At 71.8% G+C, this 24622-nt stretch carries 23 protein-coding genes; 14 read left to right on the forward strand and 9 right to left on the reverse strand.

The features are described 5' to 3' along the window. Positions 1–92: 92 nt before the first annotated feature. Together DFJ67_RS22665 and DFJ67_RS22670 are read left to right on the forward strand one after the other, a co-directional pair. Positions 93–1517 carry an Nramp family divalent metal transporter gene (locus tag DFJ67_RS22665; RefSeq protein ID WP_116069832.1) on the forward strand — a complete coding sequence of 475 codons (1425 nt, stop codon included), beginning with the start codon at positions 93–95 and terminating at the stop codon, positions 1515–1517. Positions 1518–1586: 69 nt separating this feature from the next. Beyond that, positions 1587–2126 carry a hypothetical protein gene (locus tag DFJ67_RS22670; protein ID WP_116069833.1) on the forward strand — a complete coding sequence of 180 codons (540 nt, stop codon included), beginning with the start codon at positions 1587–1589 and terminating at the stop codon, positions 2124–2126. Here DFJ67_RS22670 and DFJ67_RS22675 read toward each other — a convergent pair. Together DFJ67_RS22675 and DFJ67_RS22680 are read right to left on the reverse strand one after the other, a co-directional pair. Next, on the reverse strand, positions 2095–3495 hold the full coding sequence (locus DFJ67_RS22675; RefSeq protein WP_116069834.1) for a DUF2252 domain-containing protein: 1401 nt from the start codon (positions 3493–3495) through the stop codon (positions 2095–2097). The two genes, DFJ67_RS22670 and DFJ67_RS22675, sit on opposite strands and share 32 nt — an antisense overlap. Further along, positions 3492–4097 (reverse strand): hypothetical protein, encoded by a 606-nt coding sequence (locus DFJ67_RS22680; protein ID WP_116069835.1) that lies wholly within the window; start codon positions 4095–4097, stop codon positions 3492–3494. The genes DFJ67_RS22675 and DFJ67_RS22680 overlap by 4 nt, the downstream gene beginning before the upstream one ends. Positions 4098–4206: 109 nt before the next feature. Here DFJ67_RS22680 and DFJ67_RS22685 point away from each other — a divergent pair, with 109 nt between their 5' ends. Further along, positions 4207–5799, forward strand: coding sequence for an MFS transporter (locus DFJ67_RS22685; RefSeq protein WP_116069836.1), 1593 nt, complete (start codon positions 4207–4209; stop codon positions 5797–5799). Here DFJ67_RS22685 and DFJ67_RS22690 read toward each other — a convergent pair. Both DFJ67_RS22690 and DFJ67_RS22695 read right to left on the reverse strand, forming a co-directional pair. Next, positions 5785–7086, reverse strand: coding sequence for a hypothetical protein (locus DFJ67_RS22690; RefSeq protein ID WP_147315573.1), 1302 nt, complete (start codon positions 7084–7086; stop codon positions 5785–5787). The genes DFJ67_RS22685 and DFJ67_RS22690 overlap by 15 nt on opposite strands. Then, entirely contained in the window at positions 7083–7811 is a 729-nt protein-coding gene (locus tag DFJ67_RS22695) for a PP2C family protein-serine/threonine phosphatase (RefSeq protein WP_116069838.1), read from the reverse strand. The genes DFJ67_RS22690 and DFJ67_RS22695 overlap by 4 nt, the downstream gene beginning before the upstream one ends. Positions 7812–7959: 148 nt before the next feature. On the opposite strand from DFJ67_RS22695, the gene DFJ67_RS22700 reads away from it, so the two are divergent. Both DFJ67_RS22700 and DFJ67_RS43340 read left to right on the forward strand, forming a co-directional pair. Further along, positions 7960–8868, forward strand: coding sequence for a zinc metalloprotease (locus tag DFJ67_RS22700; RefSeq protein ID WP_203784462.1), 909 nt, complete (start codon positions 7960–7962; stop codon positions 8866–8868). After that, positions 8865–9191: a hypothetical protein gene (locus DFJ67_RS43340; RefSeq protein ID WP_203784464.1), complete on the forward strand. Its 327-nt coding sequence runs from the start codon at positions 8865–8867 to the stop codon at positions 9189–9191. The genes DFJ67_RS22700 and DFJ67_RS43340 overlap by 4 nt, the downstream gene beginning before the upstream one ends. Position 9192: 1 nt before the next feature. Here the strand turns inward: DFJ67_RS43340 and DFJ67_RS22705 are convergent, their stop codons facing one another. Next, on the reverse strand, positions 9193–10077 hold the full coding sequence (locus DFJ67_RS22705) for a DUF4231 domain-containing protein (RefSeq protein ID WP_116069839.1): 885 nt from the start codon (positions 10075–10077) through the stop codon (positions 9193–9195). A gap of 159 nt (positions 10078–10236) precedes the next feature. Here DFJ67_RS22705 and DFJ67_RS22710 point away from each other — a divergent pair, with 159 nt between their 5' ends. Then, positions 10237–11079, forward strand: a complete 843-nt coding sequence (locus DFJ67_RS22710; protein ID WP_170215935.1) for a toll/interleukin-1 receptor domain-containing protein — start codon at positions 10237–10239, stop codon at positions 11077–11079. A 2-nt stretch (positions 11080–11081) separates the two neighbouring features. Here DFJ67_RS22710 and DFJ67_RS22715 read toward each other — a convergent pair whose 3' ends face one another. The 4 genes from DFJ67_RS22715 to DFJ67_RS22730 all read right to left on the reverse strand — a co-directional run bounded on the left by DFJ67_RS22715 (position 11082) and on the right by DFJ67_RS22730 (position 15846). After that, a complete protein-coding gene (locus DFJ67_RS22715; RefSeq protein ID WP_203784471.1) occupies positions 11082–12023 on the reverse strand; it encodes a TerC/Alx family metal homeostasis membrane protein in 942 nt (313 codons plus the stop codon). A 42-nt stretch (positions 12024–12065) separates the two neighbouring features. Then, positions 12066–12932 carry a DUF3459 domain-containing protein gene (locus tag DFJ67_RS22720; protein WP_116069841.1) on the reverse strand — a complete coding sequence of 289 codons (867 nt, stop codon included), beginning with the start codon at positions 12930–12932 and terminating at the stop codon, positions 12066–12068. Between the two features lies 1 nt (position 12933). Further along, positions 12934–15039 carry a glycogen debranching protein GlgX gene (glgX, locus tag DFJ67_RS22725; RefSeq protein ID WP_116069842.1) on the reverse strand — a complete coding sequence of 702 codons (2106 nt, stop codon included), beginning with the start codon at positions 15037–15039 and terminating at the stop codon, positions 12934–12936. Positions 15040–15126: 87 nt separating this feature from the next. Next, positions 15127–15846 (reverse strand): SigB/SigF/SigG family RNA polymerase sigma factor, encoded by a 720-nt coding sequence (locus DFJ67_RS22730; RefSeq protein ID WP_244940464.1) that lies wholly within the window; start codon positions 15844–15846, stop codon positions 15127–15129. A 298-nt stretch (positions 15847–16144) separates the two neighbouring features. Here DFJ67_RS22730 and DFJ67_RS22735 point away from each other — a divergent pair, with 298 nt between their 5' ends. From DFJ67_RS22735 to DFJ67_RS22770, 8 genes are read left to right on the forward strand one after another with little or no spacing between them, the layout of a single operon-like run. After that, entirely contained in the window at positions 16145–16741 is a 597-nt protein-coding gene (locus DFJ67_RS22735; RefSeq protein WP_116069844.1) for a nucleotidyltransferase family protein, read from the forward strand. Between the two features lie 53 nt (positions 16742–16794). Further along, a complete protein-coding gene (uraD, locus tag DFJ67_RS43925; protein ID WP_116069845.1) occupies positions 16795–17610 on the forward strand; it encodes a 2-oxo-4-hydroxy-4-carboxy-5-ureidoimidazoline decarboxylase in 816 nt (271 codons plus the stop codon). Positions 17611–17614: 4 nt separating this feature from the next. After that, positions 17615–18472 (forward strand): factor-independent urate hydroxylase, encoded by an 858-nt coding sequence (pucL, locus tag DFJ67_RS22745; RefSeq protein ID WP_116069846.1) that lies wholly within the window; start codon positions 17615–17617, stop codon positions 18470–18472. A 2-nt stretch (positions 18473–18474) separates the two neighbouring features. Continuing rightward, entirely contained in the window at positions 18475–19332 is an 858-nt protein-coding gene (locus DFJ67_RS22750) for an FAD binding domain-containing protein (RefSeq protein ID WP_116069847.1), read from the forward strand. Next, positions 19329–19796 carry a (2Fe-2S)-binding protein gene (locus DFJ67_RS22755; RefSeq protein ID WP_116069848.1) on the forward strand — a complete coding sequence of 156 codons (468 nt, stop codon included), beginning with the start codon at positions 19329–19331 and terminating at the stop codon, positions 19794–19796. Before DFJ67_RS22750 ends, DFJ67_RS22755 begins: the two co-directional genes overlap by 4 nt. Next, positions 19793–21145, forward strand: a complete 1353-nt coding sequence (locus DFJ67_RS22760; protein ID WP_116069849.1) for an 8-oxoguanine deaminase — start codon at positions 19793–19795, stop codon at positions 21143–21145. The genes DFJ67_RS22755 and DFJ67_RS22760 overlap by 4 nt, the downstream gene beginning before the upstream one ends. Further along, positions 21142–23433, forward strand: coding sequence for a xanthine dehydrogenase subunit D (pucD, locus tag DFJ67_RS22765; RefSeq protein ID WP_116069850.1), 2292 nt, complete (start codon positions 21142–21144; stop codon positions 23431–23433). Before DFJ67_RS22760 ends, pucD begins: the two co-directional genes overlap by 4 nt. Beyond that, positions 23430–24611 (forward strand): DUF6986 family protein, encoded by a 1182-nt coding sequence (locus tag DFJ67_RS22770; protein WP_116076565.1) that lies wholly within the window; start codon positions 23430–23432, stop codon positions 24609–24611. Before pucD ends, DFJ67_RS22770 begins: the two co-directional genes overlap by 4 nt. Positions 24612–24622 lie beyond the last annotated feature (11 nt).

Below are 24622 nucleotides of genomic sequence, written 5' to 3' on the forward strand. Positions count from 1 at the left end.
CATAAAGGACAGTCCGGACGATGAGGACTGTACGGGTTTGACGATCGTCAATATGGGGGAAGGAGGGCGGCACCCTGCCCCAGGAGGCCCTGATGACGCAGACCGCCGCCGACCGTTTCCGCAGCCGACACGTGCACGACGTCAAGGTTCGCGACCTACCCGAGGCGCCCCGCTCGCACTGGCGGATCATCGGGCCCGGGGTGATCGCCGCCGGTGTCGGGCTGGCCTCCGGCGAGTTCATCCTGTTCCCGTACATCGCCTCGCAGGTCGGTCTGGTCTTCCTGTGGGCGGCCGCGGTCGGGCTGATCACCCAGTGGTTCCTCAACATGGAGATCGAGCGCTACACGCTCGCCACGGGGGAGACCGCGCTGACCGGATTCTCGCGTACCTGGCGGCATTGGGGTCTGGTTTTCGCGATCCTGACCTACTTCGCCAACCTCTGGCCGGGCTGGGCTACCAGCTCGGCGACGATGCTGACCTACTTGTTCGGCGGCGAGCCGAAGTGGATCGCGATCGGCATGCTCGCGCTGATCGGCGTCACGCTGACCCTGGCCCCGGTGATCTACACCGTGCTGGAGCGGGTCGAGTTCCTCAAGGTCGGCCTGGTCGTGGTCTTCATCGTGATCGCGGTCATCTTCGCGGTCACCACCGACGCCTGGACGACGCTCGGGCACGACATCGTCCGGCCCGACTTCCCGACCGAGCTCGGCTTCGCGCTGATGCTCTCCGCGTTGGTCTTCGCGGGCGCCGGCGGCGGCCAGAATCTGGTGCAGAGCAACTGGATCAGGGACAAGGGCTTCGGCATGGGAGCGTACGTGCCGCGCCTGGTCAGCCCGATCACCGGCCGGGAGGAGGCCGCGCCGGAGTCGACCGGCTTCGTGTTCGAGGACACCGACGCCAACCTGGCCCGCTGGAAGCAGTGGTGGAAGCTGGCCAACAAGGAGCAGCTCTACACGTTCGTGCTGATCACCATCGTGACCATCACGCTGATGTCGCTGCTGTCCTACTCGACCGTCTTCGGCGTGCCCGGCCTCGCCAACGGCGTCGGCTTCCTGGAGGTCGAGGGCGAGCGGCTCAAGGAGCTGGTCGGCGAGTGGTTCGGCGTGCTGTTCTGGGTGATCGGCGCGGTCTCCCTGTTCGCCGCCGCGATGGGCATCGTCGACTACACCAGCCGGCTGGCCGCCGACGTGCTCAAGGTCGGCTACCTGCGCCGGGTCTCCGAGAGCCGGATCTACTTCGCGCTGGTCTGGGGCCTGGTCCTGATCGGCGTCGTGGTCCTGCTCGGCGGCTTCGACCAGCCACTGGTCCTGCTGGTCATCTCCGCGTGCGTCGGCGGCCTGATGATGTTCCTCTACTCGGGCCTGCTCCTGCTGATCAACCGCAAGTTCCTGCCGGAACGCGTACGCCCGCGCGGCATCCGCGTCATAGCCCTGATCTGGGGCGTCCTGCTGTTCGGCGTCTTCTCCGTGCTGACCATCAAGGAACAGGGCGCCAAACTGCTCGACTGGCTCGGGTAAAGGCCTTAGTGGAAGCGCGGGGGAGTTTCCCGATGTCGCTAGGGGCGGTGGGCTTGGAAGTCTGCGGACATGACCTCAACCACCAGGTTCACCGCCCTCGCGGCACCATTGCTCATCCTGTTCTACGGCATCATGCGGTTCGTCGACGGGCTCGACGGTGACCGTGGCAACGGGCCGGCCTGGAACATCGGGCACGCCGCGTTCTTCCTCGCGTTCGTGCTGATGGCCGTGCTGGCGGTGAGCCTGCGCCAGCAGGTGCCGGCGGTCGCCCGCTGGCAGCGCGTCGTCCGCGACGGTGCGCTCGTCGCCGCGCTGGTCGGCGCGTCGGCCTTTCTCTTCGTGACGCTCACCGACCTGGTGCCGGCGATCGACGTCAGCCTGCCGGAGCCGCTGGAGCTCGGGCTGCCGGTGCTGTTCCAGGTCGGCATGCTGACGCTGCTGGGTCAGCTCGTCGCCGCGCGGCTGGTGCCACTGTGGAGCCCGATCGTCATGCTGGCCGGGTTCCTGGCCATCGCCGTCAACCTCGACGCGCTGCCGTTCGCCGCGGTGGTCATCCTCGCCGGGCTGTCGCCGCTGGCTACGCGCTCACTCCGACCAGTTCGTCCTTGACGTGGTCGCGGAACATCGCGTAGTCGTGCTCGGTGGTGTCGGCGTAGTCCTCGGCATACTCCGCGATGGCCCGGTCGAAGCGGTCGGAGCCACCGAGATAGGCGCCGATCGCGACCGGGTCGCCGGAGCGGGCGTGTGCCCGGGCCAGGGTCCAGCCGCACATCCTCGCGTAGAGCACCATGCCCTCCGGGCGCATCCGCTCGATCGGCACCGAGAACTTCCAGTCGCGCAGTTGCCGCACGTAGAAGTCGCGGGTGGCGCCGTCGGGTGCCTTGACCCGGGTCCAGCCCAGGAAGATGTCGCTCAGCGCCTGCATCAGGTGTTGGCCGGCGACCACCCGCTCGCCCTGGTTGCGATAGTGGCTGGCACCGGCGTAGCGCGCGAGCACCGACTTCTGCGCCTCCTTGGCCTGGAGGAACAGCGGCTCGCCGTCGCCGGTCTCGAGCAGCACGATCCACGCCCGGGTGCCGACGCTGCCCACGCCGACCACCTTGCGGGCCACCTGGACCAGGTTGAACCCGTGCAGCAGGTGCCGCCGGTCGGTGCTCAGGCTGCGCTGGTAGGAGTCGATCACGCCGCCGATCAGCCCGTAGAGCATGTCGGTCTCGACGCCGCTGAACACCTCTTCGATGGGAACGATGGTCGGCGGCTCGCTGATGATCTGGCGGCGCCCGTCGACGACCTCGGTCAGCTTCGACAGGGCCTGCATGCTGTCCTTGCTGCGCGCCTTGGCCAGCACGGAGGTCGCCTCGCTGTAGGCCTTGGGCCGGATCTGGTCGCGGAACCGCGGGATGGTCGCCTCGATGTCGAGGTGGGCATACCAGACGTCGAGCCGGCCCTGCGTCGCGAACCGGCGGATGTTCTCCCGGTAGGCCTGCGCCACCTCGCGCACGATCGCCTTGCGCTGCTTGCGCTTGAAGCCGTTGTCGCGCGCCGCCACCGAGAAGCTCGCCGCCAGCCGCTTGACGTCCCACTCGAACGGCCCCGGCAGCGTCTCGTCGAAGTCGTTGCAGTCGAACACCAGCCGCCGCTCCGGCGACGCGAACGCCCCGAAGTTGGACAGGTGCGCGTCACCGCAGAGTTGCACGGTGAGCCCGGCGTGCGGTGCGTTCGCGAGATCCGCCGCCATCGGCAGGGCCGCGCCGCGGAAGTAGGCGAACGGCGAGACCGACATCCGGGCATGGCGGACCGGGACCAGTTCCGGCACCCGCGACGCAGCCTGGCCCATCACCAGCCCGATCGGGTCGCGGTCGCCGTCGGCGCCGGTGGCGACCTGCGCGTCGAGCGGCACCTCGGCCCGCTGCGCCTTGCCGAAGGCGGCCCGCTCCGCGCGCCCCTGATGGCCATTGTGGCCGTTGTGGGTGTTCACGGCGCGTCGATCCACGGCGTGTGCAGGTCGTAGAAGTTGGGTTCGCGGATGTTGAGATGCTCCATCTCGGACATCTGCTTGGCCAGCCCGGGCGGGGGCTTCTTGTGCTCGCCGGCCCGCGCCTCCTGCTCGTTGGTGAAGTAGACCGCCATCGTGTATTCGCCGTCGCCGTAGGAGCAGGCGGTGGTGCCGAGCACGTCGGGGCGGAACTTCGCCCACTCCTCGGAGTCCTGTGCCATCAACTCCAGCGCCCGGTCGTGGTCGCGCCCCTGGCCCTGCATGATCTGCACGAACTTCGCGCGGTTGGGGTCGCCCGGGTTGTCGGTCCACACGTCGAAGGTCTCGTGCCACGTGACGTCGCCGTCGAACAGCTTCGCGGTGCGTTGCCACCACTGGTCCTGTGCCGGCCGTTCGCTGTTGCGGTGGGCCGACTCCGGGTCGGTGAAGCTGGCCAGGCCGATGAACTCGCCGTCGTCGGTCACCCCGCCGGTCGAGCCGATCCAGCCGCTGGCATCGGGCGAGAGATCGCGGACCCACTGGTCCATGGCCGCCTTGAGTTGGTCGGCGTCGCGCACGTGACCCTGGATGATCTGCACGAACATGGCGAGCCTCCTTACCGGCGTAGGGCTCCTCTTCCCAACCTACGACGGGACGTGAACCAATACGGCGAATCGACCGTATGGGAGGAATGTCCCGATTAGCATCCTCCCGGTGACGTCCGCACCCGCTGCCCGGACCGGCGAGCGCGGCAGCCCGCCCGCCCCGGCCCGCGCGGGCCTGGTGCTGACCGCGCTGATCCTGGTGGCGTCGGTGGCCAACCTCAACCTGTCGGTCGCCAACGTGGCGTTGCCCGACATCGGCCGGGCGTTCGACTCGACGCAGACCCGGCTGGACCTGATCGCGATCGGCTACTCGCTCGGCCTCGCCGCCTCGGTGCTCTACCTCGGCGCCCTCGGCGACCGGCACGGCCGCAAGCTGCTGCTCGTGATCGGGATGGCCCTGGCGATCCCGATCAGCGTGCTGGCCGCCTACTCGCCCTCCGACCTCGTGCTGATCGCCGCCCGGGTCCTCGGCGGCGTCTCGGCCGGCATGGCCTACCCGACCACGCTCGCGCTGATCACCGCGCTCTGGTCGGGGCCGGCCCGGACCAAGGCGATCGCGCTCTGGTCGGGCATCGGTGGTGCGGTCGCCGCCCTCGGCCCGACCATCGCCGGAGCCGTGCTGGAGGGCTTCTGGTGGGGCTCGGTCTTCCTGGTCACCCTGCCGCTCGCCGCGGTCGCGCTGGTGCTCGCGGTGCTGCTCGTCCCGGCGCACGTCAACGAGGGCGGCGGGCGGGTCGACAACCTCGGCGGCGCCCTGTCGATCATCCTGGTGGCCGCCCTGGTGCTGGCGATCAACGACGCGGCGGTGCCCGGCGCAGGCGGGCGGGCCATCGCCCTCGCGGGGATCGCGGTGCTGGCGGCCGTGCTGTTCGTGCTGCGCCAGCGGCGGGCCGCCAACCCGCTCTACGACCTGCGGATCGCCGGCCGGCCGACGTTCTGGGTCGCCGCCTGCGGCGGGATCATCGTGTTCGGCTCGCTGATGGGCGCGATGTTCGTCGGGCAGCAGTTCCTCCAGAACGTGCTCGACTATTCGACCCTGAAGGCCGGCCTCTCGATCCTGCCCGCCGCCGCCCTGATGGTGTTGGTCGCGCCGCGGTCGGCGGTGCTGGTCCGGCTCCGCGGCTCGCGCTTCACGCTGCTGCTCGGCTACGTGTTCTGTCTGCTCGGCTTCGTCGCGATGCTGCTGCTGTGGAAGGAGGGCATCGCGTTCTGGCGGGTGGCCCTGGCCTACGGGCTGCTCGGCATCGGGGTGGGCCTGGCCGGCACGCCCGCCTCGCACGCGCTGACCAGTTCGGTGCCGGTGCGCCGGGCCGGCATGGCCTCCGGCACCGCCGACCTCCAGCGCGACCTGGGCGGGGCGGTCCTCCAGTCGGTCTTCGGCGCGCTGCTGACCGCCGGTTACGCGACCGCTTTCGCCCGCGAACTGGCCGGTGCGCCGCCCGCCGACCAGCGCGCGATCGACGAGACGCGGACCGAGTTGGAGAACTCGTTCGCCAGCGCGGTGGACACCGCGCAGCGCTATCCGCAGTATGCGCACCAGATCATCGACGCGGCCCGGTCGGCGTTCCTGGATGGCGACCGGTGGACCTACACCGCCGGCATCGGCGCGATCCTGATCGGCGCGCTGCTGGTCTTCTTCGCCTTCCCCAAACGCGAGCGCGAGCAGGAACTTCTGCGGGAGTACGCGTCAGCCGACCGGTAGCGGTTCCGGCGCCGGGCTGGTGGGGCGCGGGCGCCGGGCGAGGTAGGCCGCGGTCAGCAGGCCGGTCAGCCAGAGCGGGGTCAACAGGACGGCCTCGCGGAACCATCCGGACTGGTCCTCGTTGTCGTCGAACAGCAGGTTTTGGAGCTGGCTGAAGGTGCCGATCAGGACCGGCGCGGTGATCAGCAGGGTGACCAGGCCGCACAGGGCGCCGGCCACCGCCGTGCGAGCCAGTGCGGAGCCGAGCGCGAACGCCGCGACCGGCATGCCGGCTATCAGGAAGCTGGAGTTTTCGGTCCGCACCGTGGTGATCACCAGGGCGATGAGCGCCGCGGCGCCGATGCCGGCCGCGTCCCAGGGGATCGCCGGCCGGCGGCGCGTCAGCCAGGCGCCGGCCGCAGCAGCGAGGAGGCCGATCAGCGGCAGCCAATCCGACCCCCAGCCGATGCCGTGGTTGCGGCCGCTGGCCGAGAACAGGGCGGCGGCCGCGCCGGCGCAGGTCAGCGCGAAGCGGGCTGCGTCGGGCCCGGCCACGCTGCCGCTCCACCGCACCAGGACCCGGGAGATCAGAACCCATACGAGCACGGTCAGCAGCAACACGACCGCGACCACGGCCGCCGGGGAGCTCTCCGTGGCGCGGCCGACGTACTCCATGTGGAACGCGGCGCCGACGATGGCGCCGAACACCGCGACCAGGGTGACGGCCCTGATGCGGGGTGTCTCGGGCTCCTGCGCCGTCCGGGTCGCGACCGCCGCCACGACGGCGAGGCCCAGGGCGATCACCTCGGCCCAGCCGAGGGTGCGCAGCTCAGGGAAGTCGGGCGGGAGGCGGAGGACCAGCGGGAGGCCGGCCACGATGCCCGCCGCGAACGCGGCGACGGGCCACGGGTCGCCGCCCGCCGGGGTCGCGGGCAGCACCGCCGCCAGGGTCGCGCCGATCACGACGCCGCCCACCAGGGCCGCGACGGGACGGATCAGTGGGTGCAGCTCGCCGAACAACGCGGAGGATCCATCCAGCGGCGCGTAGGCGGTGAGCAGGCCGGCGACGACGAGCCCGGCCGCGACCGTCGGCCAGCCTCCGGCCCGGCCGGGCACCCGGCAGCCGGCTGCCGCGCCGACCGCTAGCAGCGCGACGGAACCGGTCGCCGAGAGGATCCGGAGCACGCCGCTCGCGTCGGCGCTGACCGGGAAGCCTTCGAGGCCGTAGAAGAGCACCTCGCCGATCGGGTCGAGGGCGACCGCGCCGACGGCCAGCGCGGCGAGGCTGACGAGCACTCGACGGATCACGGCGCGGCCTCCAGGTCGGCGACGATCACGGTGATGTTGTCGGGGCCGCCGGCCCGGCGGGCCAGGTCGACCAGGCGGGCCGCGCAGGCGGCGCGGTCGGGGTAGATCCGCAGCACGTCCTGGATCGTGTCCTCGCGGACCACATTGGACAGGCCATCGCTGCAGATCATCCAGCGGTCGCCGGCCAGCGGCGTCATGGTGCTGAAGGCCGGCTCGACGGGCTCGCCCTGGAGCGCCTGGGTGACCACCGCGCGGCGCGGGTGCACGCTGGCCTCGTCGGGCGTGATCACGCCCTCGTCGACCAGCATCTGCACGAACGTGTCGTCCTTGGTCATCTGCTGGGTGACGCCGTCGCGGTGCAGATAGGCCCGGGAGTCGCCGACGTGGGCCAGCGTCACGGCCGTGTTGCCGGGCGCGAACAGCAGCGCGGTCAGCGTGGTACCCATGCCGTCTCTGGTGGGATCTTCCGCCACCGCGTCGCGGATCCGGGCGCCCGCGGTGCCGATCACCTCGCGCATCGCGTCGACGAGCGCGGCCTCCGGGTGGTCGGCGTCGGCCGCGGCGACCGCCTTGATGGTGATCTCGCTCGCCAGGTCTCCGGCGGCCATCCCGCCCATGCCGTCGGCGACGGCGAGCAGTCGGGCGCCCGCGTAGACCGCGTCCTGGTTCGCCCGCCGGACCAGACCGCGGTCGGTCAGCGCGACCGACCGGAGCACAAGCGTCATGGCAGGCAGGATGCCAGGATGTGCGCCGGTTGTCTCTAGTAGATCACCTTCTCGGCCATCCGGTTCGCACCGTCCGGCCATCCGGTGGTGCCGCGAAGAGTCCAAGATCGGCTAGTGCGGACCGGTGCCGGACAGGGAGAATGGCGCGATGGCATTCGATGGAGGGCGGCTCGCGCCCGGCGCGGCGCGTGACTGGTGCGGCACGATGCCGGTGCACCGCCGGCTGTTGGACACCGAGCCGGGCTACGCCCGGGCCCGGGAGGAGATCGAGACCTTCACGTTCGGGGCCGCCCGCGAAGAGCCGCCGCCGCTGGGCCTGGTGACCATCCCGACCGTCGTGCACGTGGTCTGGTCGCGCCCCGAGCACAACATCGGCGACGACCAGGTGGCCACCCAGATCGAGGCGCTCAACCGCGACTTCCGCCGGCGCAACGACGACGTGTCGCTGGTGCCGCCGGTCTGGGCGGCGGTGGCGGCCGACGCCGACGTCGAGTTCGCGCTGGTCGACGTCACCCGCACGCGCACGTCGGTGGCGTCCTTCGACACCGACGACGCGGTGAAGTCGGCCCGCACGGGCGGCGCCGACGCCGTCTCCACCGACACCACGCTCAACCTGTGGGTCTGCCAGCTCGGTGGTGGCCTGCTCGGCTACGCCCAGTTCCCCGGCGGCCCGCCGGAGACCGACGGCGTCGTGTGCACCTACACCGCGTTCGGCTCCACGGGCACCGCGGCGGCGCCGTTCGACCTGGGCCGCACCTCCACCCACGAGGTGGGCCATTGGCTCAACCTGCGCCACATCTGGGGCGACGACGGCGACGGCTGCGGCGGCGACGACTTCGTGGCCGACACCCCCAACCAGGCGGGCCCCAACTACGGCCGCCCGGCCTACCCGAAGGTGTCGTGCGACAACGCGCCACACGGCGACATGTTCGTCAACTACATGGACTACACGGATGATGCCGCCATGGTGATGTTCACCCAGGGCCAGGCGGCCCGGATGGCGGCCACCCTGCGCGGCCCGCGCTCGGGCCTGCTCGCGGCGGCGGCCACGCCGTGACGTCACTGCCCCCGGCCCTGTTCCGGCGCTGGGTGCACGTGCGGGAGGAAGACGCGGCCGGCGTCCGCGTCTACCGCCCCGCCGACCGCCCACTGCCGCCGGCCCGGGGCCGCGAGGGCATCGAGTTCCGCGACGACGGCACGTTCGCCGACCTGCGCCCGGGCCCCACCGACGCGCCGGTGGCCTCGGTCGGCCACTGGACCGCGCCGTCGCGCACCCGGCTCAACCTGGCCTACCCACCGGGCGCCCGCTCGACCGGCGCACCGACCGGCTACGAGATCGTCGAGCTGACCCCCGACCTGCTCCGCCTGCGACCCGTCTGACCTAGGCGGGCTCGTCGGCCTCGGTCTGCTTGGCCATCCAGGCGTCGTTGGAGACCGAGATGACCCGTTCGGATTCGGCGACGAAATGGTCTGCACGGGCCGGGTCGGCGTCGCCCGGGAACGTGCTCAGCAGGAGGCTGAGCTGAGTCGCCGTGCGGGCGAACTCGAGCTGTTGATAGCTGTAGCGCTGTGCGGTGCTGAAGGCGACCAGCGACGCGCTGAACGTGGTGACCACGCCGACCCACACGCTGAGGTTGGCACCCACGATCGCGGAGACCGCCGACGTCACCGCGATCGCCAGGGACACGAAGGTCGCCGCGCGCAGGTAGCGCGCCGACACCTCGGCCAGGTGCTTCGCCCTCGGGCGGTAATAGTCGGTGAGCTGCTTCTCCACCCGCTCGCGGGCGTAGCTGGTCACGTCGGAGACCGCCGGCAACGGGCGGACGGCCGGCGTCAGGATGCCCGGCTCCGCCGCCAGGTCGCTCGCGTCGTTGATGATCCGGCCCGCGCGGCGCTTCAGCGTCTCGTCGGGGTCGGCGCCGCGGTAGGGCTTGACGCCGGCCAGGCGCTGGTAGGTCTCGGCCTTGAGCGCCTCGGAGACGGAACGGAGGCGGGTCCACTCGGCGACGCTCTTCGGCGACGTGCCGCGGGCCAGGACCGGCGCCGCGGCGAGCGCCGCGGCCGCGACGCCGGCGAACACCCGCGACCAGGCGCCGCCGACCTGGGTGGCGACGGTGCCGGCGAGCGCGGCGGCCACGGTCAGGGCCAGCAGGATCAGCCGGCTGCGGACGATCCGGGCCTTGGCCGCGCTGGCCGCCTGCGACCAGACGCTCTGCTGCTCCCACACCCATTCGGCGAGGCCCCGCCCGAGCGTCGGCGTCGTCATGGCGAGCGCTCCCTCCTATGTGGTGATTCAGCCAACCACGGGCGGGAGCATCGAACAACGCATGCGGACAAAGCTCAAACGCTCGGATGATTACGCTCCCGCCGGTTTGACACCGATCATTCAATGGGCCGTCATTCGTATGCCGGAAAGGTGCGCCGAATGGCCAGGGAACAGATCTTTGTCAGTTACAGCCATCGAGACCGTCCGTGGCTCATCCGGCTGATGGAACACCTCGCCGCGCTGGAGCGGTGGGGTCTGGTGCACGCCTGGTCAGACAGCCGCATCGCAGCCGGCGCCGATTGGCGCGGCGCGATAGAGACGCAGTTGGAGCGGGCCAGCATCGCGGTCCTCATGCTGAGCCCCGCGTTTCTCGCGTCCCGCTTCATCTGGGACGAGGAGATGCCCCGCATCGTCGCCCACGCGGAGCAGGGCCTGCTGATCTTGCCGCTGGTCGTGCGACCGTGCGCGTGGCGCCTCGAAGAGGCGCTCAAGGGGATCCAGGCACGACCGGCCGACGGGCGTGCGTTGTCGCTCGGTTCGGAGGCGCAGGTCGATCTCGATCTGACCGCCGTGGTTTACGAGCTTGCCTCGCGTATCGGCAAAGCGCCGGGCGCGATGGCCAGCGCCGAATGGGAACGCCTCGCGGCTTCGATCCCGGAGCATCCGGTCGCGCCGACAATCGGCGGCTCGGCCGTTTGGCGGGGCAGATATAACGGCGATCTGGAGATGGTCCTACGCATCGACCAATGGCCGGCGGCCGAATTCACCGGCACGATCACCTATCCCGCGTTCGGCACGACCACCCGAATCGTCGGCCGGGTCACGCCGACCGACAACGGGCGCGCCAGCGGGACGACGGTGGTGTTCAAGGAGACGGGGTATGAGGTGCCCGGCCACAAGGAGATCGACTTCGCGGGCGAATACCGGGCGGTGATCGGCGAAGAGCTAGCGGGCGCGTGGTTCAAGGGCAACCGGCGCGTCGCGGAGTTTCGCTTCGAATAGCGTCAGGCGCGGCGGTTGCGCAGGGCGCTGGCCACCACCGCGATCGCCAGCACACCGACGATCGTGGCCAGGGACGGGCCGACGCCGATCTCCGGGGCGTCGATGTGTGAGCCGCGCAGGGCTTCGAGCACCAGCTTCACGCCGATGAAGCCGAGGATCACGGCCAGCGCGATCGGCAGGTAGACGACCCGTTCCAGCAGGCCGCCGACCACGTAGTAGAGCTGCCGCAGGCCGAGCATCGCGAACGCGTTGGCGGTGACGATCACGAACGCGCTCTTGGTCAGGCCGAACGCGGCCGGCAGCGAGTCGAGCGCGAACACCAGGTTGGCGACGCCGATCGCGGCGATCACCAGCGGGATCGGGGTGAGCACCCGGCGGGTGTCGACCATCGTGGTGAAGCGGCGGCCGGCGTACACGTCGGTGGCCGGGATCAGCCGGGACAGCAGCGCGACGCCCGGCGGCTTCTCCTCCGCACCGTCGTCGCCGTCGCGCATCGAACCCAGCAGCTTCACGGCCGTGTAGATCAGGAAGGCGCCGAACAGGTAGAAGATCCAGTTGAACGCGTGCACCGCGGCGCTGCCGGCCGCGATGAAGATGATCCGCAGGGCCAGCGAGAGCAGGATGCCGACCGTCAGCACCTCCTCGACCGCCGAGGGTGGCACCGCGAACCGGCCGATGATCAACATGAAGACGAAGAGGTTGTCGGCGCTGAGGCTGTATTCGGTCAGGTAGGTCGCGACGAACTGCTCGGCCGTCTCCCGGCCCAGCCAGAACAGCATGATCACCGCGGCGACCAGGGCCAGGCCGACGTAGAGCGCGATCCATCGCCCCGCGCCGGCCGGCGTGACCGCGTCCTTGCGCCGCGACACCGCCAGCAGGTCGACGGCGAGCAGGGCGACGAGCGTGACCATGGTCAGCACCCAGCCCAGCGTCGATACGCCCACTACTCCGCCTCCCCGACGAACGAGACCCGAGGAGGAGGATAGTCAGGGCTGGTCGAAGCGGCAGCAGGCGACCACGGCGGCCGACTCCGGCGGCAGGTCGACGCTGGTGTGCGTGAGGCTCACTCCGGGGCCGGTGGTGAACAGCACCGACCGGGGCACGCCGTGGAGGCCGATCCGGGCCGGCGTCAGGCCGATGTTGGCCGCCACCACCAGCGCGCCGCGGCGCATCGTGATCACCTCGGCGCCGCGCCGGATGGGCCGGGTCGGCTCCGGCTCGGTGCTGGTCAGTTCCGGGTGGGCGCGACGCAGGGCGGTCAGCGCCCGCAGCGTCTCGGCCGGCAGGTTGTCGGCCGGCGACAGCAGTGGGGTCAGCGGCGCGGTCAGCAGCAGCGTCGCCGCGACGTCGCGCAGCCCGGTCAGCGTCGCCACCGCGCCGGGCGGCGGCGGAGCGACCGGCAGGCCCGGGTCGGGGAGCGGGTCCGCGTCGCCCGCGCGCCACAGCCACGCGCTGACGGCGTCGATGGTGCCGAGCACACCACCATCACCGGGTACGAGGAACCGCCCCGACTCGGCCAGCGTCAGCGGCCGCCCGAGGTGGTCGGAGAGCGCCCCGACGGCGGCCGCGAACTCGCCCAGCGGCACCGGCGGCGGTGGCCCGTCGAGCCGCACGCCGTCGAGCGCGAAGCCGGCCAGCCACTGCACCACGTGGTCGACCACGGCCGGGCCGAGGATCCGGTCGCTGGCCAGGCGCAGTGTGACGCCGAGACCGCGGGACCGGGCGACGGCCACGAAGCGGCGCAGCTGTTCCTCGTCGTCGGGCGGCTCGATCTCGACGGCGTCGACGCCCAGCGCCGCGACCGCCGACAGCGTGGACAGGTCGTCGACCGCGTAGACGACCCGGCCGGCCACCTCACACTTCCCGGTCGAGGACGAGCAGGCTGCGCTCCGCGACGGTGGTCCGGCCGCCGGCGCCGACGGTGGGCGCGGGGTCGATCGGCTCGACCTGGGCGGTGTCGAAGACCACCTGCCACTTCTCGCCGTACTCGGCCGGCGGCAACGCGAACGACAGCGGCTCGTGGTGGCCGTTGAAGCAGAGCAGGAAGGAGTCGTCGACCTGGCGCTGCCCGTACCGGCCGCGCTCTTTGATGCCCTCGCCGTTGACGAAGAGGGTGAGCGCGTTGACGACACCGTCCCAGTCGGAGATCGGCGCCCCGTCGGGCGTGAACCAGGCCATGTCGGCGACCGGGGTGGTCACGTCGCGGCCGGCGACCGGCGCGCCCGTGAAGAACCGGCGGCGCCGGAAGATCCGGTGCCGGGCCCGGAACGCGGCCAGCTTGCGGACGAACGACAGCAGGTGCTCGTCGACCCGGTCCCAGTCGACCCAGGTCAACTCGTTGTCCTGGCAGTAGCCGTTGTTGTTGCCGCGCTGCGACCGGCCCAACTCGTCGCCGTGCCCGAGCATCGGCACGCCCTGCGAGAGGAACAGCGTCGCCAGGAAGTTGCGGCGCTGCCGGGCCCGCAGCGCGAGCACGTCGCGGTCGGCGGTCGGGCCCTCGACGCCGCAGTTCCACGACCGGTTGTCCGAGGAGCCGTCGCGGTTGTTCTCGCCGTTGGCCTCGTTGTGCTTGTCGTTGTAGGCGACCAGGTCGCCGAGGGTGAACCCGTCGTGGCAGGTGACGAAGTTGATGCTGGCCACCGGCCGGCGGCCGTCGTCCTGGTAGAGGTCGGCCGAGCCGCTGATCCGGGTGGCGAACTCGGCGAGGCTGCCCGGGACGCCGCGCCAGAAGTCGCGGACGGTGTCGCGGAACTTGCCGTTCCATTCGGTCCACAGCGGCGGGAAGTTGCCCACCTGGTAGCCGCCGGGCCCGACGTCCCACGGCTCCGCGATCAGCTTGACCGCGCTGACCACCGGGTCCTGCTGCACCACCTCGAAGAACGTGGACAGCCGGTCGACCTCGTAGAACTCGCGGGCCAGCGCGGCGGCCAGGTCGAAGCGGAAGCCGTCGACGTGCATCTCCTGCACCCAGTAGCGCAGCGAATCCATGATCAATTGGAGCGAGATCGGGCTGCGTACGTTGAGCGAGTTGCCGGTGCCCGTGTAGTCCATGTAGTAGCGCGGGTCTTCGTCGGAGAGCCGGTAGTAGCCGGGGTTGTCGAACCCCCGGAAGCCGAGCGTCGGCCCGAGGTGGTTGCCCTCGCCGGTGTGGTTGTAGACGACGTCGAGGATCACCTCGATGCCCGCTGAGTGCAGCGCCCGGACCATCCCGCGGAACTCCTGCACCTGCTGGCCGTGCCGGCCCATCGCGGAATAGCCGTGGTAGGGCGCGAAGTAGCCGATCGTGTTGTAGCCCCAGTAGTTGCGCAGGCCCCGGTCGGTGAGGTGCTGGTCGTGCACGAACTGCTGCACCGGCATCAACTCGACGGCGGTCACCCCGAGCCGGCTCAGGTGCTCGATCGACGCCGGGTGGGCCAGCCCCGCGTACGTGCCGCGCAACTCCTCGGGCACCTCCGGCAGCTTGGCGGTGAGCCCCTTGACGTGCGCCTCGTAGATCACCGTGTCGTGGTAGGGCGTGCGCGGCGTGCGGTCGTTGCCCCAGTCGAAGTAGGGATTCACCACGACGGCTTTCGGCAGGTAGGGCGCCGAGTCGGTGGTCGACATCGTGTCGGCGTCGCTCAGGTCGTGCCCGTAGAGCGCGGGATGCCAGTCGACGTCGCCGTCGATGGCCTTCGCGTAGGGGTCGAGCAGCAGCTTGTGCGGGTTGCAACGCAGGCCCTTGGCGGGATCCCACGGGCCGTAGACCCGGAACCCGTAGCGCTGGCCCGGCTGGACACCGGTCAGGAACACGTGCCAGACGTACGCGTCGACTTCGGTGAGGTCGATCCGTTGCTCGTCGCCCGTGGCGTCGAACAGGCACAGCTCGACCGCCTCGGCGACCGCGGAGTACACCGCGAAGTTCGTGCCGACCCCGTCGTATGTCGCTCCGAGCGGGTAGCGCCGGCCGGGCCATACCAGCATCTCCGCAGAGTAGCGGCTTTTAGTCCGAATTGAACCAAAATCGCGCTGGTATGGCCCGCTCGTGCTCTTGCCTCAGTAGCTCAGACCTCAGACCGAGTCGCCGAGCTGGCCGCGCAGCTTGGTCAGCGCGCGGGCGAGCAGCCGGGAGACGTGCATCTGCGAGACGCCGATCTGGTCGGCGATCTGCGACTGGGTCAGGTTGCCGTAGAACCGCAGGGTGAGGATCTTCTGCTCGCGCTCGTCGAGGGTGGCCAGCGCCGGGCCGAGGGCGACCCGCAGCTCGGCCAGCTCGAACGAGGTGTCGTCGGAGCCGAGCAGGTCGCCGAGTTCGGTGCCGCGCTCGCCGTCGCCGGTCGGGGTCGACAGGGAGACGGCGTTGTAGGCGCGGGCGCCTTCGAGGCCCTCGAGGACCTCTTCCTCGGTGGTCTTGAGGTGTGCCGCGATGTCGGCGACCGTGGGGGAGCGGCCGAGGGTCTGCAGCAGGGTGCTGTTGGCCTCCGAGATGGACAGCCGCAGCTCCTGGAGCCGGCGGGGGACCCGGATGTCCCAGGTGCGGTCGCGGAAGTGTCGCTTGAGCTCGCCGATGATGGTCGGGATGGCGTAGCCGGCGAAGTCGACGCCGCGCTCGGGGTCGAACTTGTCGACGGCCTTGATCAGGCCGACGGACGCGGTCTGGAGCAGGTCGTCGGTGGGCTCGCCGCGGCCGCTGTAGCGGTGGGCGAGGTGTTGGGCCAGGGGGAGCCAGGCCTCGATCGTGCGGTCCCGCAGCCGGGCCCGGGACGGGTGGCCGGCGGGCAGCGCGGCCATCGCGTGGAGCAGCTCGGTCGCGGTGTCGGTGGGCTTCGTGGCTATGGCCGCCGGCGCCTCGGTATGCGGTGCGTCGACCTTGTCCACCGTCTGCACGGTCATGGGGGGACCTCCTGCATTCGTGCGCGATATATGAGTGGAACTGATATTTGCTGTGAAGCATGGATAACCGTTCGGAAGTCACCGTAGCCCGGACGGCTAGCGAAAAGCTAGCCGAACGGCCGATGGAGATAGCACGCTAATGGGGCATATCGGGGTGTAATGCTCAAGATTTTCTGCCGGACTAGGGTTTGAAGCCATGAAGACGGCCGGGCTCGTGCTCGCCGCCGGCGCTGGCCGGCGCTACGGCGGACCCAAGGCGCTCGTCCGCCGCGACGGCGCACTTCTGGTGGAACGCGCCGTCGCCACCGCCCGCGCCGGCGGCCTCGCACCGGTCTTCGTCGTGGTCGGCGCCGCCGCCGACCGGGTCCGCGCCGAGGCCGACCTCGGCGACGCGGTCCTCGTCGACAACCCGGAGTGGGCCAGCGGAATGGCCTCGTCATTGCGCGCCGGTCTAGCGGCACTGAGAGCCACGGACGCGTCGGCCGCAGCGGTGTTACTGGTCGACATGCCCGGCGTCACAGCGGCCGCTGTCGCCCGGGTCACTGCCGGCGCCGACCGGCAGACCCTGGCCATGGGCGGCTACGACGATCGCCGTGGCCACCCGGTCGTGCTCGGCCGCGACCACTGGACCGGTGTCGCCGAGACCGCCACCGGCGACGCCGGTGCCCGGGCGTATTTGCGTGCCCACGCCGCTGCCGTCACCGTCGTCCCGTGCGGCGATGTCGCCGACGACACCGACCTGGACACCCCCGACGACCAAGACACGCCGCCACCGGGTGCGCAAACGTCTTGATCGGGGGGCGGTGCTGGAGTAGTCATGCGGTATCCGTCTTTTAAGGGGGCGTCATCGCCGACGTCGACCGGTTCAACCGGCTCCCACCCGCCGAGGCCGAGCGCGAGTTGCTCGCCTGTTGCGCGGCGCCCGCGTGGGTCGAGGTGGTTGCCGCCGGCCGCCCCTATCCAGACCGGGCCACGCTGCTCGCCGCCGCTGATGCCGCACTGCGCCGGCTGACCTGGGCCGAGGTCTCGCTCGCGATCTCCGCACACCCCCGCATCGGCGAGCGCCCGGCCGGCGGCGACCGCGAGTCGGCCTGGTCGCGCCGCGAGCAGGCCGGTGTGGCGGCCGACGCCGACACCCGCACCGCGCTCAAGCGGGCCAACCTCGACTACGAGCGCCGCTTCGACCAGGTGTTCCTCATCTTCGCGACGGGCAAGTCGCAGGCCGAGATCCTCGACGCGCTGCGCCACCGGCTCGACAACGACGACGAGACCGAGCGCCGCACGGTCCAGGAAGAGCTCCGCAAGATCGCGTTGCTCCGGCTCGAACGGCTGGTCACCGATCCGACCGCGCCGCTGTCCACCCACGTGCTCGACCTCGAGCGGGGCCGGCCCGCGGCCGGCGTGCCGGTGCGGCTCGAGCGCGGCGCCGAGACGCTGGCCAAGGGGCGCACCGACGACGACGGCCGGCTGCGCGAGTGGGTCCCGGAAGACGGCTGGGCGGCCGGCGACTACCGGCTGGTCTTCGACGTCGCCGGCTATCTCGACGGCGCGACCTTCTTCCCGGAGATCACCATCGGGTTCCGGGTCACCGCGCCCGACCAGCACCACCACGTGCCGCTGCTGCTCAACCGGCACGGCTACACGACCTACCGGGGGAGCTGAGCCGATGGCGATCACCCTGGGCGACAACCGCTACGGCAAGGCCGAGGTCCGCCTCGTCCGGGTGGTCCGCGACGGCGCCCGCCACGAACTGCGCGACCTGACCGTCAGCGTGGCGCTGGCCGGCGACCTGGCCGCCGCGCACGAGGGCGACAACAGCGGCGTGCTTCCGACCGACACCCAGAAGAACACGGTGTACGCGTTCGCGAAGCGCTACGGCGTCGGCGAGCCGGAGGCGTTCGGCCTGCTGCTGGCCCGGCACTTCGTCGACACCCAGCCGACCATCTCGTGGGCCCGGGTCGACCTGATCGAGCACCCGTGGTCGCGGCTCGGCCCGCACTCGTTCGCCCGCGACGGCGGCCCGACCCGGGTCGCGTCGGTGACCGTGACCGGCGACGCGTCCCACGTGGTCAGCGGCCTGGCCGGCCTGGTGCTGCTCAACACCACCGACTCCGAGTTCCACGGCTACGTGCGCGACGGCTACACGACGCTGCCCGAGACCACCGACCGGGTCCTGGCCACCGAGGTCTCCGCCCGCTGGCGCTGGGCCTCGGTCGGCGCCGCCGCGTCGTGGGGCGCGTCCTTCCAGGGCGTCCGCGACGCGCTGGTCGAGGCGTTCGTCGAGACCTACAGCTACTCGCTACAGCAGACGCTCTACGCGATGGGTTCGCGGGCCCTGGAGAAACAGCCGGAGCTCGCCGAGGTGCGCCTGGTGCTGCCCAACAAGCACCACTTCCTGGTCGACCTGGCGCCGTTCGGGCTCGACAACGACAACGAGGTCTACGTCGCCACCGACCGGCCCTACGGGCTGATCGAGGGCACCGTGCTTCGTGACGACGCGCCCCCGGCGCCGGAGGCGTGGTGACCATGGAGTTCCTGCGACCGGCCGACTGGGCCGAAGCCCTCGCCGCGAAGGCGGCCCACCCCGACGCCGTGCCGATCGCCGGTGGCACCGACGTGATGGTCGACCTCAACTTCGACCGGTCCCGGCCGGCGGCGCTGCTCGACCTGACCCGGGTCGGCGCGCTCACCGACTGGGGCACCGACGGCGACCTGCTGCGGATCGGCGCCGGCGTTACCTACCGGCGGCTGATCGACGAACTGGCCGGCCGGGTCCCCGGGCTCGCGCTGGCCGCCCGCACGGTCGGCTCGCCGCAGATCCGCAACCGGGGCACGGTCGGCGGCAACCTGGGCTCCGCGTCGCCGGCCGGTGACGCGCACCCCGCGCTGCTGGCGTCCGGCGCTCTGGTCGAACTCGCGTCGGCCCGGGGCACCCGCCGGGTGCCCGCCGCCGAGTTCTTCGTCGGCCCCAAGCGCTCGGTCGAGACGCCCGACGAGCTGATCGCCGCGTTCCTGGTGCCGGCCGTCCCGGGCGCTGAGCAGTTCGCCAAGGTCGGCACCCGCAACGCGATGGTGATCGCGGTCTGCTCGTTCGCACTGTCGCTCGACCCGCGGACCCATAGCGTGGGCACCGGGATCGGCTCGGCCGGGCCGACCCCGCTGCGCGCCACCGAGGCCGCCTCGTTCCTGGCCGCTGAACTGCCATGGGAGTCCCTCGGTCCGGTTCCGGCGGCGGTGGCGGCCCGGTTCGGTGACCTGGTCGGCGCGGCCGCACGGCCGATTGACGACGTGCGGGGCAGCGCCGACTATCGGCGGCACGCGCTGGCCGTGCTGGCCCGCCGCACGCTCGGCTGGGCCTGGGCGGATCTGGGAGGTGCGCGATGAGGGTCAGCTTCGAGGTCAACGGCGAGGCCCGGGATGCCGACGACGTCTGGCCCGGCGAGAGCCTGCTCTACGTGCTCCGCGAGCGGCTCGGTCTGCCCGGCGCGAAGAACGCCTGCGAGCAGGGCGAGTGCGGTTCCTGCACGGTCTACCTCGACGGGGTGCCGGTGTGCGCCTGCCTGGTCGCGGCCGGCCAGGCACACGGCCGCGCGGTGACCACGGTCGAAGGGCTCGCGCCCGGCACCGGCGAAGAGCAGCTCGACCGGGTGCAGCGGGCGTTCCTGGCCACCGGCGCCGTCCAGTGCGGGTTCTGCACGCCCGGCCTGATCGTCGCGGTGCACGACCTGCTGGCCCGCGACCCGGCGCCGAGCGACCCCGACATCCGCGAGGCGCTGGCCGGCAACCTGTGCCGCTGCACCGGCTACGAGAAGATCATGGAAGCGGTCCGGCTGGCGGCGACGTCATGATTCTGATCGAAAACTGCGCGATCGCGACCGTCGACGCCGCCGGCACCGAATACGTCGACGGCCACGTGGTGATCGGCGACGACGGGCGCATCGCCTCCGTCGGCGCCGGGCACGCCGGCCGCTTCCAGTCGGTCCGCCGCGTCGACGGCACCGGTTGCCTGCTCACCCCGGGCCTGGTCAATACCCACCACCACCTCTACCAGTGGGCGACCCGCGGCTTCGCGCCCGACGGCACCCTCTTCGAGTGGCTGACCACGCTCTACCCGATCTGGGCCGGCCTCGACGCCGAGACGGTCTCGGCCACCACCGCGGCCGGGCTCGGCTGGCTGGCCATGTCCGGCTGCACGACCAGCACCGATCACCACTACGTCTACCCGGGTGCGGCCGGCGACCTGATGGCCGCCCAGGTGGCCGCCGCGCAGGAGGTCGGCCTGCGCTTCCATCCCACCCGCGGCTCGATGGACCTGGGCCGGTCGGCCGGCGGGCTGCCGCCCGACGAGGTGGTGGAGAAGACCGACGACGCGCTCGCCGCCACCGAGGAGGCGATCACCCGCTACCACGACCCGGCGCCCGACTCGATGCTCCAGATCGCGGTCGCGCCCTGCTCGCCGTTCTCGGTGACCGGCCGGCTGATGGAAGAGGCGGCGACGCTGGCCCGGCGACACGGCGTGCGGCTGCACACCCACCTGGCCGAGACCGCCGACGAGACCGATTTCTGCCGCGAGCAGTTCGGCTGCACGCCGGTCGAATACGCCGAGCGGCTCGGCTGGCTCGGCACCGACGTCTGGCTGGCCCACGCGGTGCACCTCGACGACGCGGCGATCGGCAAGCTGGCGGCGACCGGCACCGCGGTCGCGCACTGCCCGAGCTCCAACGCCCGACTCGGTGCCGGCATGGCCCGGGTGCGCGAGTTGCTCGACGCCGGCGTCCCGGTCGGGCTCGGCGTCGACGGCGCCGCATCGCAGGAGGCCAACCAGCTCGGCGCCGAGTTGCGGCAGGCGCTCTACACGGCCCGGCTGCGCGGCGGCCCGACCGGGCTGACCGCTCGCGAGGCGCTCCGGCTGGGCACCATGGGCGGCGCCCGCTGCCTGGGTCGCGAGGCCGACCTCGGCTCGATCGAGAAGGGCAAGCTCGCCGACCTGGCGCTCTGGCGCCTCGACGACCTCGGGCACGTCGGCATCGACGACCCGGTCACCGCGCTGGTCTTCGGCCCGCCGGCCACGCTCGAACTGCTGACCGTCGGTGGCCGGACGATCGTCGAATACGGGGAGTTGCGCACAGCCGACGACCGTGACCTGACCCGGCGCACCCGCCGAGCCCACCGCGCGCTGCTCCGGAGGGCCCGATGACCTCTGCTCTGAAAGAGACGACCACCGTCGCCGGCGGCGTCGGCACCTCACCGCAGCGCCCCGACGGGATCCTCAAGGTATCCGGCGAGTTCGCCTACTCGTCCGACCTGTGGGCCGACGAGATGCTCTGGGGCGCGACGCTGCGCTCGCCACACCCGAGCGCCGAGATCCGCGAGATCGACATCAGCGCCGCGCTGGCCCTGCCCGGCGTCTACGCGGTGCTGACCGCTGACGACATACCCGGTGCCAAGCATTACGGGCTCGAAGTGGTCGACCAGCCGGTGCTCGCCGTCGACGAGGTGCGCTACGAGGGCGAGCCGGTCGCGATCGTGGCCGCCGACCACCCGGAGACCGCCCGCCGCGCCGCCGCCCGCATCCGGGTCGAATACGCGGTCCGGGCACCGGTCACCGACGCCGAGGAAGCGCTGGCCCGCGGCGACCTGGTCCGGCACGTGCCGGTGCACCGTTTCGCCTCGGCCGGCGGCGGCGCGCTCACGGCCGACGTGGTGGTCACCGGCACCTACGAGGTCGGGATGCAGGACCAGGCGTTCCTCGGCCCCGAGTCGGGGCTCGCCGTGCCGGCCGAAGACGGTGGGATCGACCTGTTCGTCGCCACCCAGTGGTTGCACGTCGACCAGCGGCAGGTCGCCGCGTGCCTGGGCCTGCCGACCGAGAAGGTGCGGCTCAGCCTGGCCGGTGTCGGCGGCGCCTTCGGCGCGCGCGAAGACCTCTCCATGCAGGTGCACGCCAGTCTGCTCGCGCTGCACACCGGAAAACCCGTCAAAATGGTGTACGGCCGGGAGGAGTCCTTCTTCGGCCACGTGCACCGGCACCCGGCGCGGATGTTCTACGAGCACGGCGCCGACCGCACCGGGAAGCTGGTCTACGTCAAGGCCCGGATCGTGCTCGACGGCGGCGCCTACACCTCGTCGACGCCGGCCGTGGTGGCCAACGCGGCGACGCTGGGCGTCGGGCCCTACGAGGTGCCGACCGTGGTGATCGACGCCTACGGGGTCTACACCAACAACCCGCCCTGCGGCGCGATGCGCGGCTTCGGCGCGGTGCAGGCCTGCTTCGCCTACGAGTCGCAGATGGACAAGCTGGCCGCCGCGATCGGCGTCGACCCGGTCGAGATCCGCCGGCGCAACGCGATGACGACCGGCTCGGTGATGCCGACCGGCCAGATCGTCGACGGCCCGGCCCCGGTCGCCGACCTGCTCGCGCTGGTCCGCGACCGGCCCCTGCCGGCGCCCTACGCGGGCGACGACCGCGAGCGGCCCGGCGGGGTGGCCAACACCACCCACGGCGAGGGCGTGGTGCGCGGCGTCGGCTACGCGATCGGCATCAAGAACGTCTGCTTCTCCGAGGGCTTCGACGACTATTCCACCGCGCGGGTCCGGCTGACCGTGATCGGCGGCGAGCCGGCGGTGCTGGTGCACACCGCCGCCGCCGAGGTCGGCCAGGGCCTGGTCACCGTGCAGGCGCAGATCGCCCGCACCGAACTCGGCGTCGCCCGGGTCTCGGTCGCGACGGCCGACACCTCGGTGGGCAGCGCCGGCTCGTCGTCGGCGTCCCGGCAGACCTACATGACCGGCGGCGCGGTGCGGGCGGCCTGCCAGGCGGTGCGGGCCACCGTGCTCGGTCGGCTCGGCCGCACCGACGAGCTGTCCCTGGTCGACGGCAAGGTGGTCGCCGCCGACGGCTCGGTGATCGCCTCCCTGGTCGAGCTGCTCGGCGACGACACGGTCGAGGAGACGGTGGAGTGGCGGCACAAGCCGACCTCGCCACTCGACCCGGCGACCGGCCAGGGCGACGCCCACGTGCAATACGCGTTCGCGGCACACCGGGCGGTCGTCGACGTCGACACCGAGCTCGGCCTCGTCCGGGTCGTGGAGATCGCCACCGCGCAAGACGTCGGCAAGGCGGTCAACCCGCAGGCGGTGGTCGGCCAGATCCAGGGCGGCACCGCGCAGGGCCTCGGGCTGGCCGTGATGGAGGAGATCCAGGTGGTCGACGGGGTGATCCGCAACCCGTCCTTCACCGACTACCTGATTCCCACGATCCTCGACATGCCGCCGATGTCGGTCGACGTGCTCGAGCTGGGCGACCCGACCGCGCCCTACGGCCTGCGCGGGGTGGGCGAACCGCCGACCATCTCGTCGACCCCCGCCGTCGTCGCGGCGATCCGGGCGGCCACCGGCCTGGCGCTCAACCGGGTGCCGGTCCGCCCGGACCACATCGCGTGCCCCGCCGGTCCCATCGGCGGGCCGTCGAACAGGGCGCGATGAGCAGGCGGCTGCCGGAAGCGGTCTACCGCGACCTCGACCAGCGGCTCGCACCGGTCGACGCGGTGCTGCGCGACCGGCACCGGCCCGCGGTGACCGGGCGGCAGCCGGTGCACACCGTTTACGTACCCGCCGACAAGTTCGTGCCCTCGGTCGTCTCGGCCTGGGGCGCCGCGGCGCGCGCGGCGCTGGAAGGCTCGCCGCCGCTGCCCTTTCCGGAGGAGCTGCGCGACCGGGTGGTGGCCAAGCTCGACCGCGAGCCGATCGAAGACCTGCGGATCGACTTCGAAGACGGCTACGGCTCCCGCGGCGACGACACCGAAGACGCCGCCGCGGCGGCCGCCGGAGCCGCGCTGCTGTCGCTCGCACCCGCGCCGCCGTTCATCGGCCTGCGGATCAAGTCACTGGAGGCGGCGACCCGCCGCCGCGGCGTGCGCACCCTCGACCTGTTCCTCTCGGCGGTGGGCGACGCGCTGCCGCCGGGCTTCCTGGTGACCCTGCCCAAGGTGAGCGCGCCGGCCCAGGTCGAGGCGATGGCGCTGCTCTGCGGGCAGCTCGAGCTGGCCTACGGCCTGCCGTCGCGAACGCTGCTGTTCGAGGCCCAGGTGGAGACGCCGCTCGCGGTGCTCGGGCCGGCCGGGGACGCGACCGTCGCCCGGCTGGCCGGCGCGGCCGAGGGCCGGCTGGTGGGGCTGCACTACGGCACCTACGACTACAGCGCCGCGCTCGGCATCGCCGCCTCGGAGCAGAGCCTGGCCCACCCGGCCGCCGACCACGCCAAGGCGGTCATGCAGGTGGCGGTGGCCGGGACCGGGGTGCGGCTCAGCGACGGTTCGTGCAACGTCCTCCCGGTCGGGCCCGGCATCCACGCGGCCTGGCAGCTCCATCACCGGCTGGTGGCGCGGTCGCTGGCCCGGGGTTTCTATCAGGGCTGGGACCTGCACCCGGCCCAGCTCCCGACCCGGTTCGCGGCCACCTACGCGTTCTTCCGCTCGGCCTCCGGGGCCGCGGTCGAACGCCTGGGCGCCTACCTCGATCGCAGGTCCAGCGGCATCCTCGACGAGCCGGCGACGGCCCGTGCGCTGGCGGGCTTCCTGCTGCGCGGGCTCGACTGCGGCGCTCTCGATCCGCCGGAGGTTCCTTTCGACCGCCCGTCGCTGGAGGCTTTATGGACCTCTTGATCCGTTCTTCC

This window comes from Asanoa ferruginea (assembly GCF_003387075.1).
In the GTDB taxonomy this organism is placed as follows: domain Bacteria; phylum Actinomycetota; class Actinomycetes; order Mycobacteriales; family Micromonosporaceae; genus Asanoa; species Asanoa ferruginea.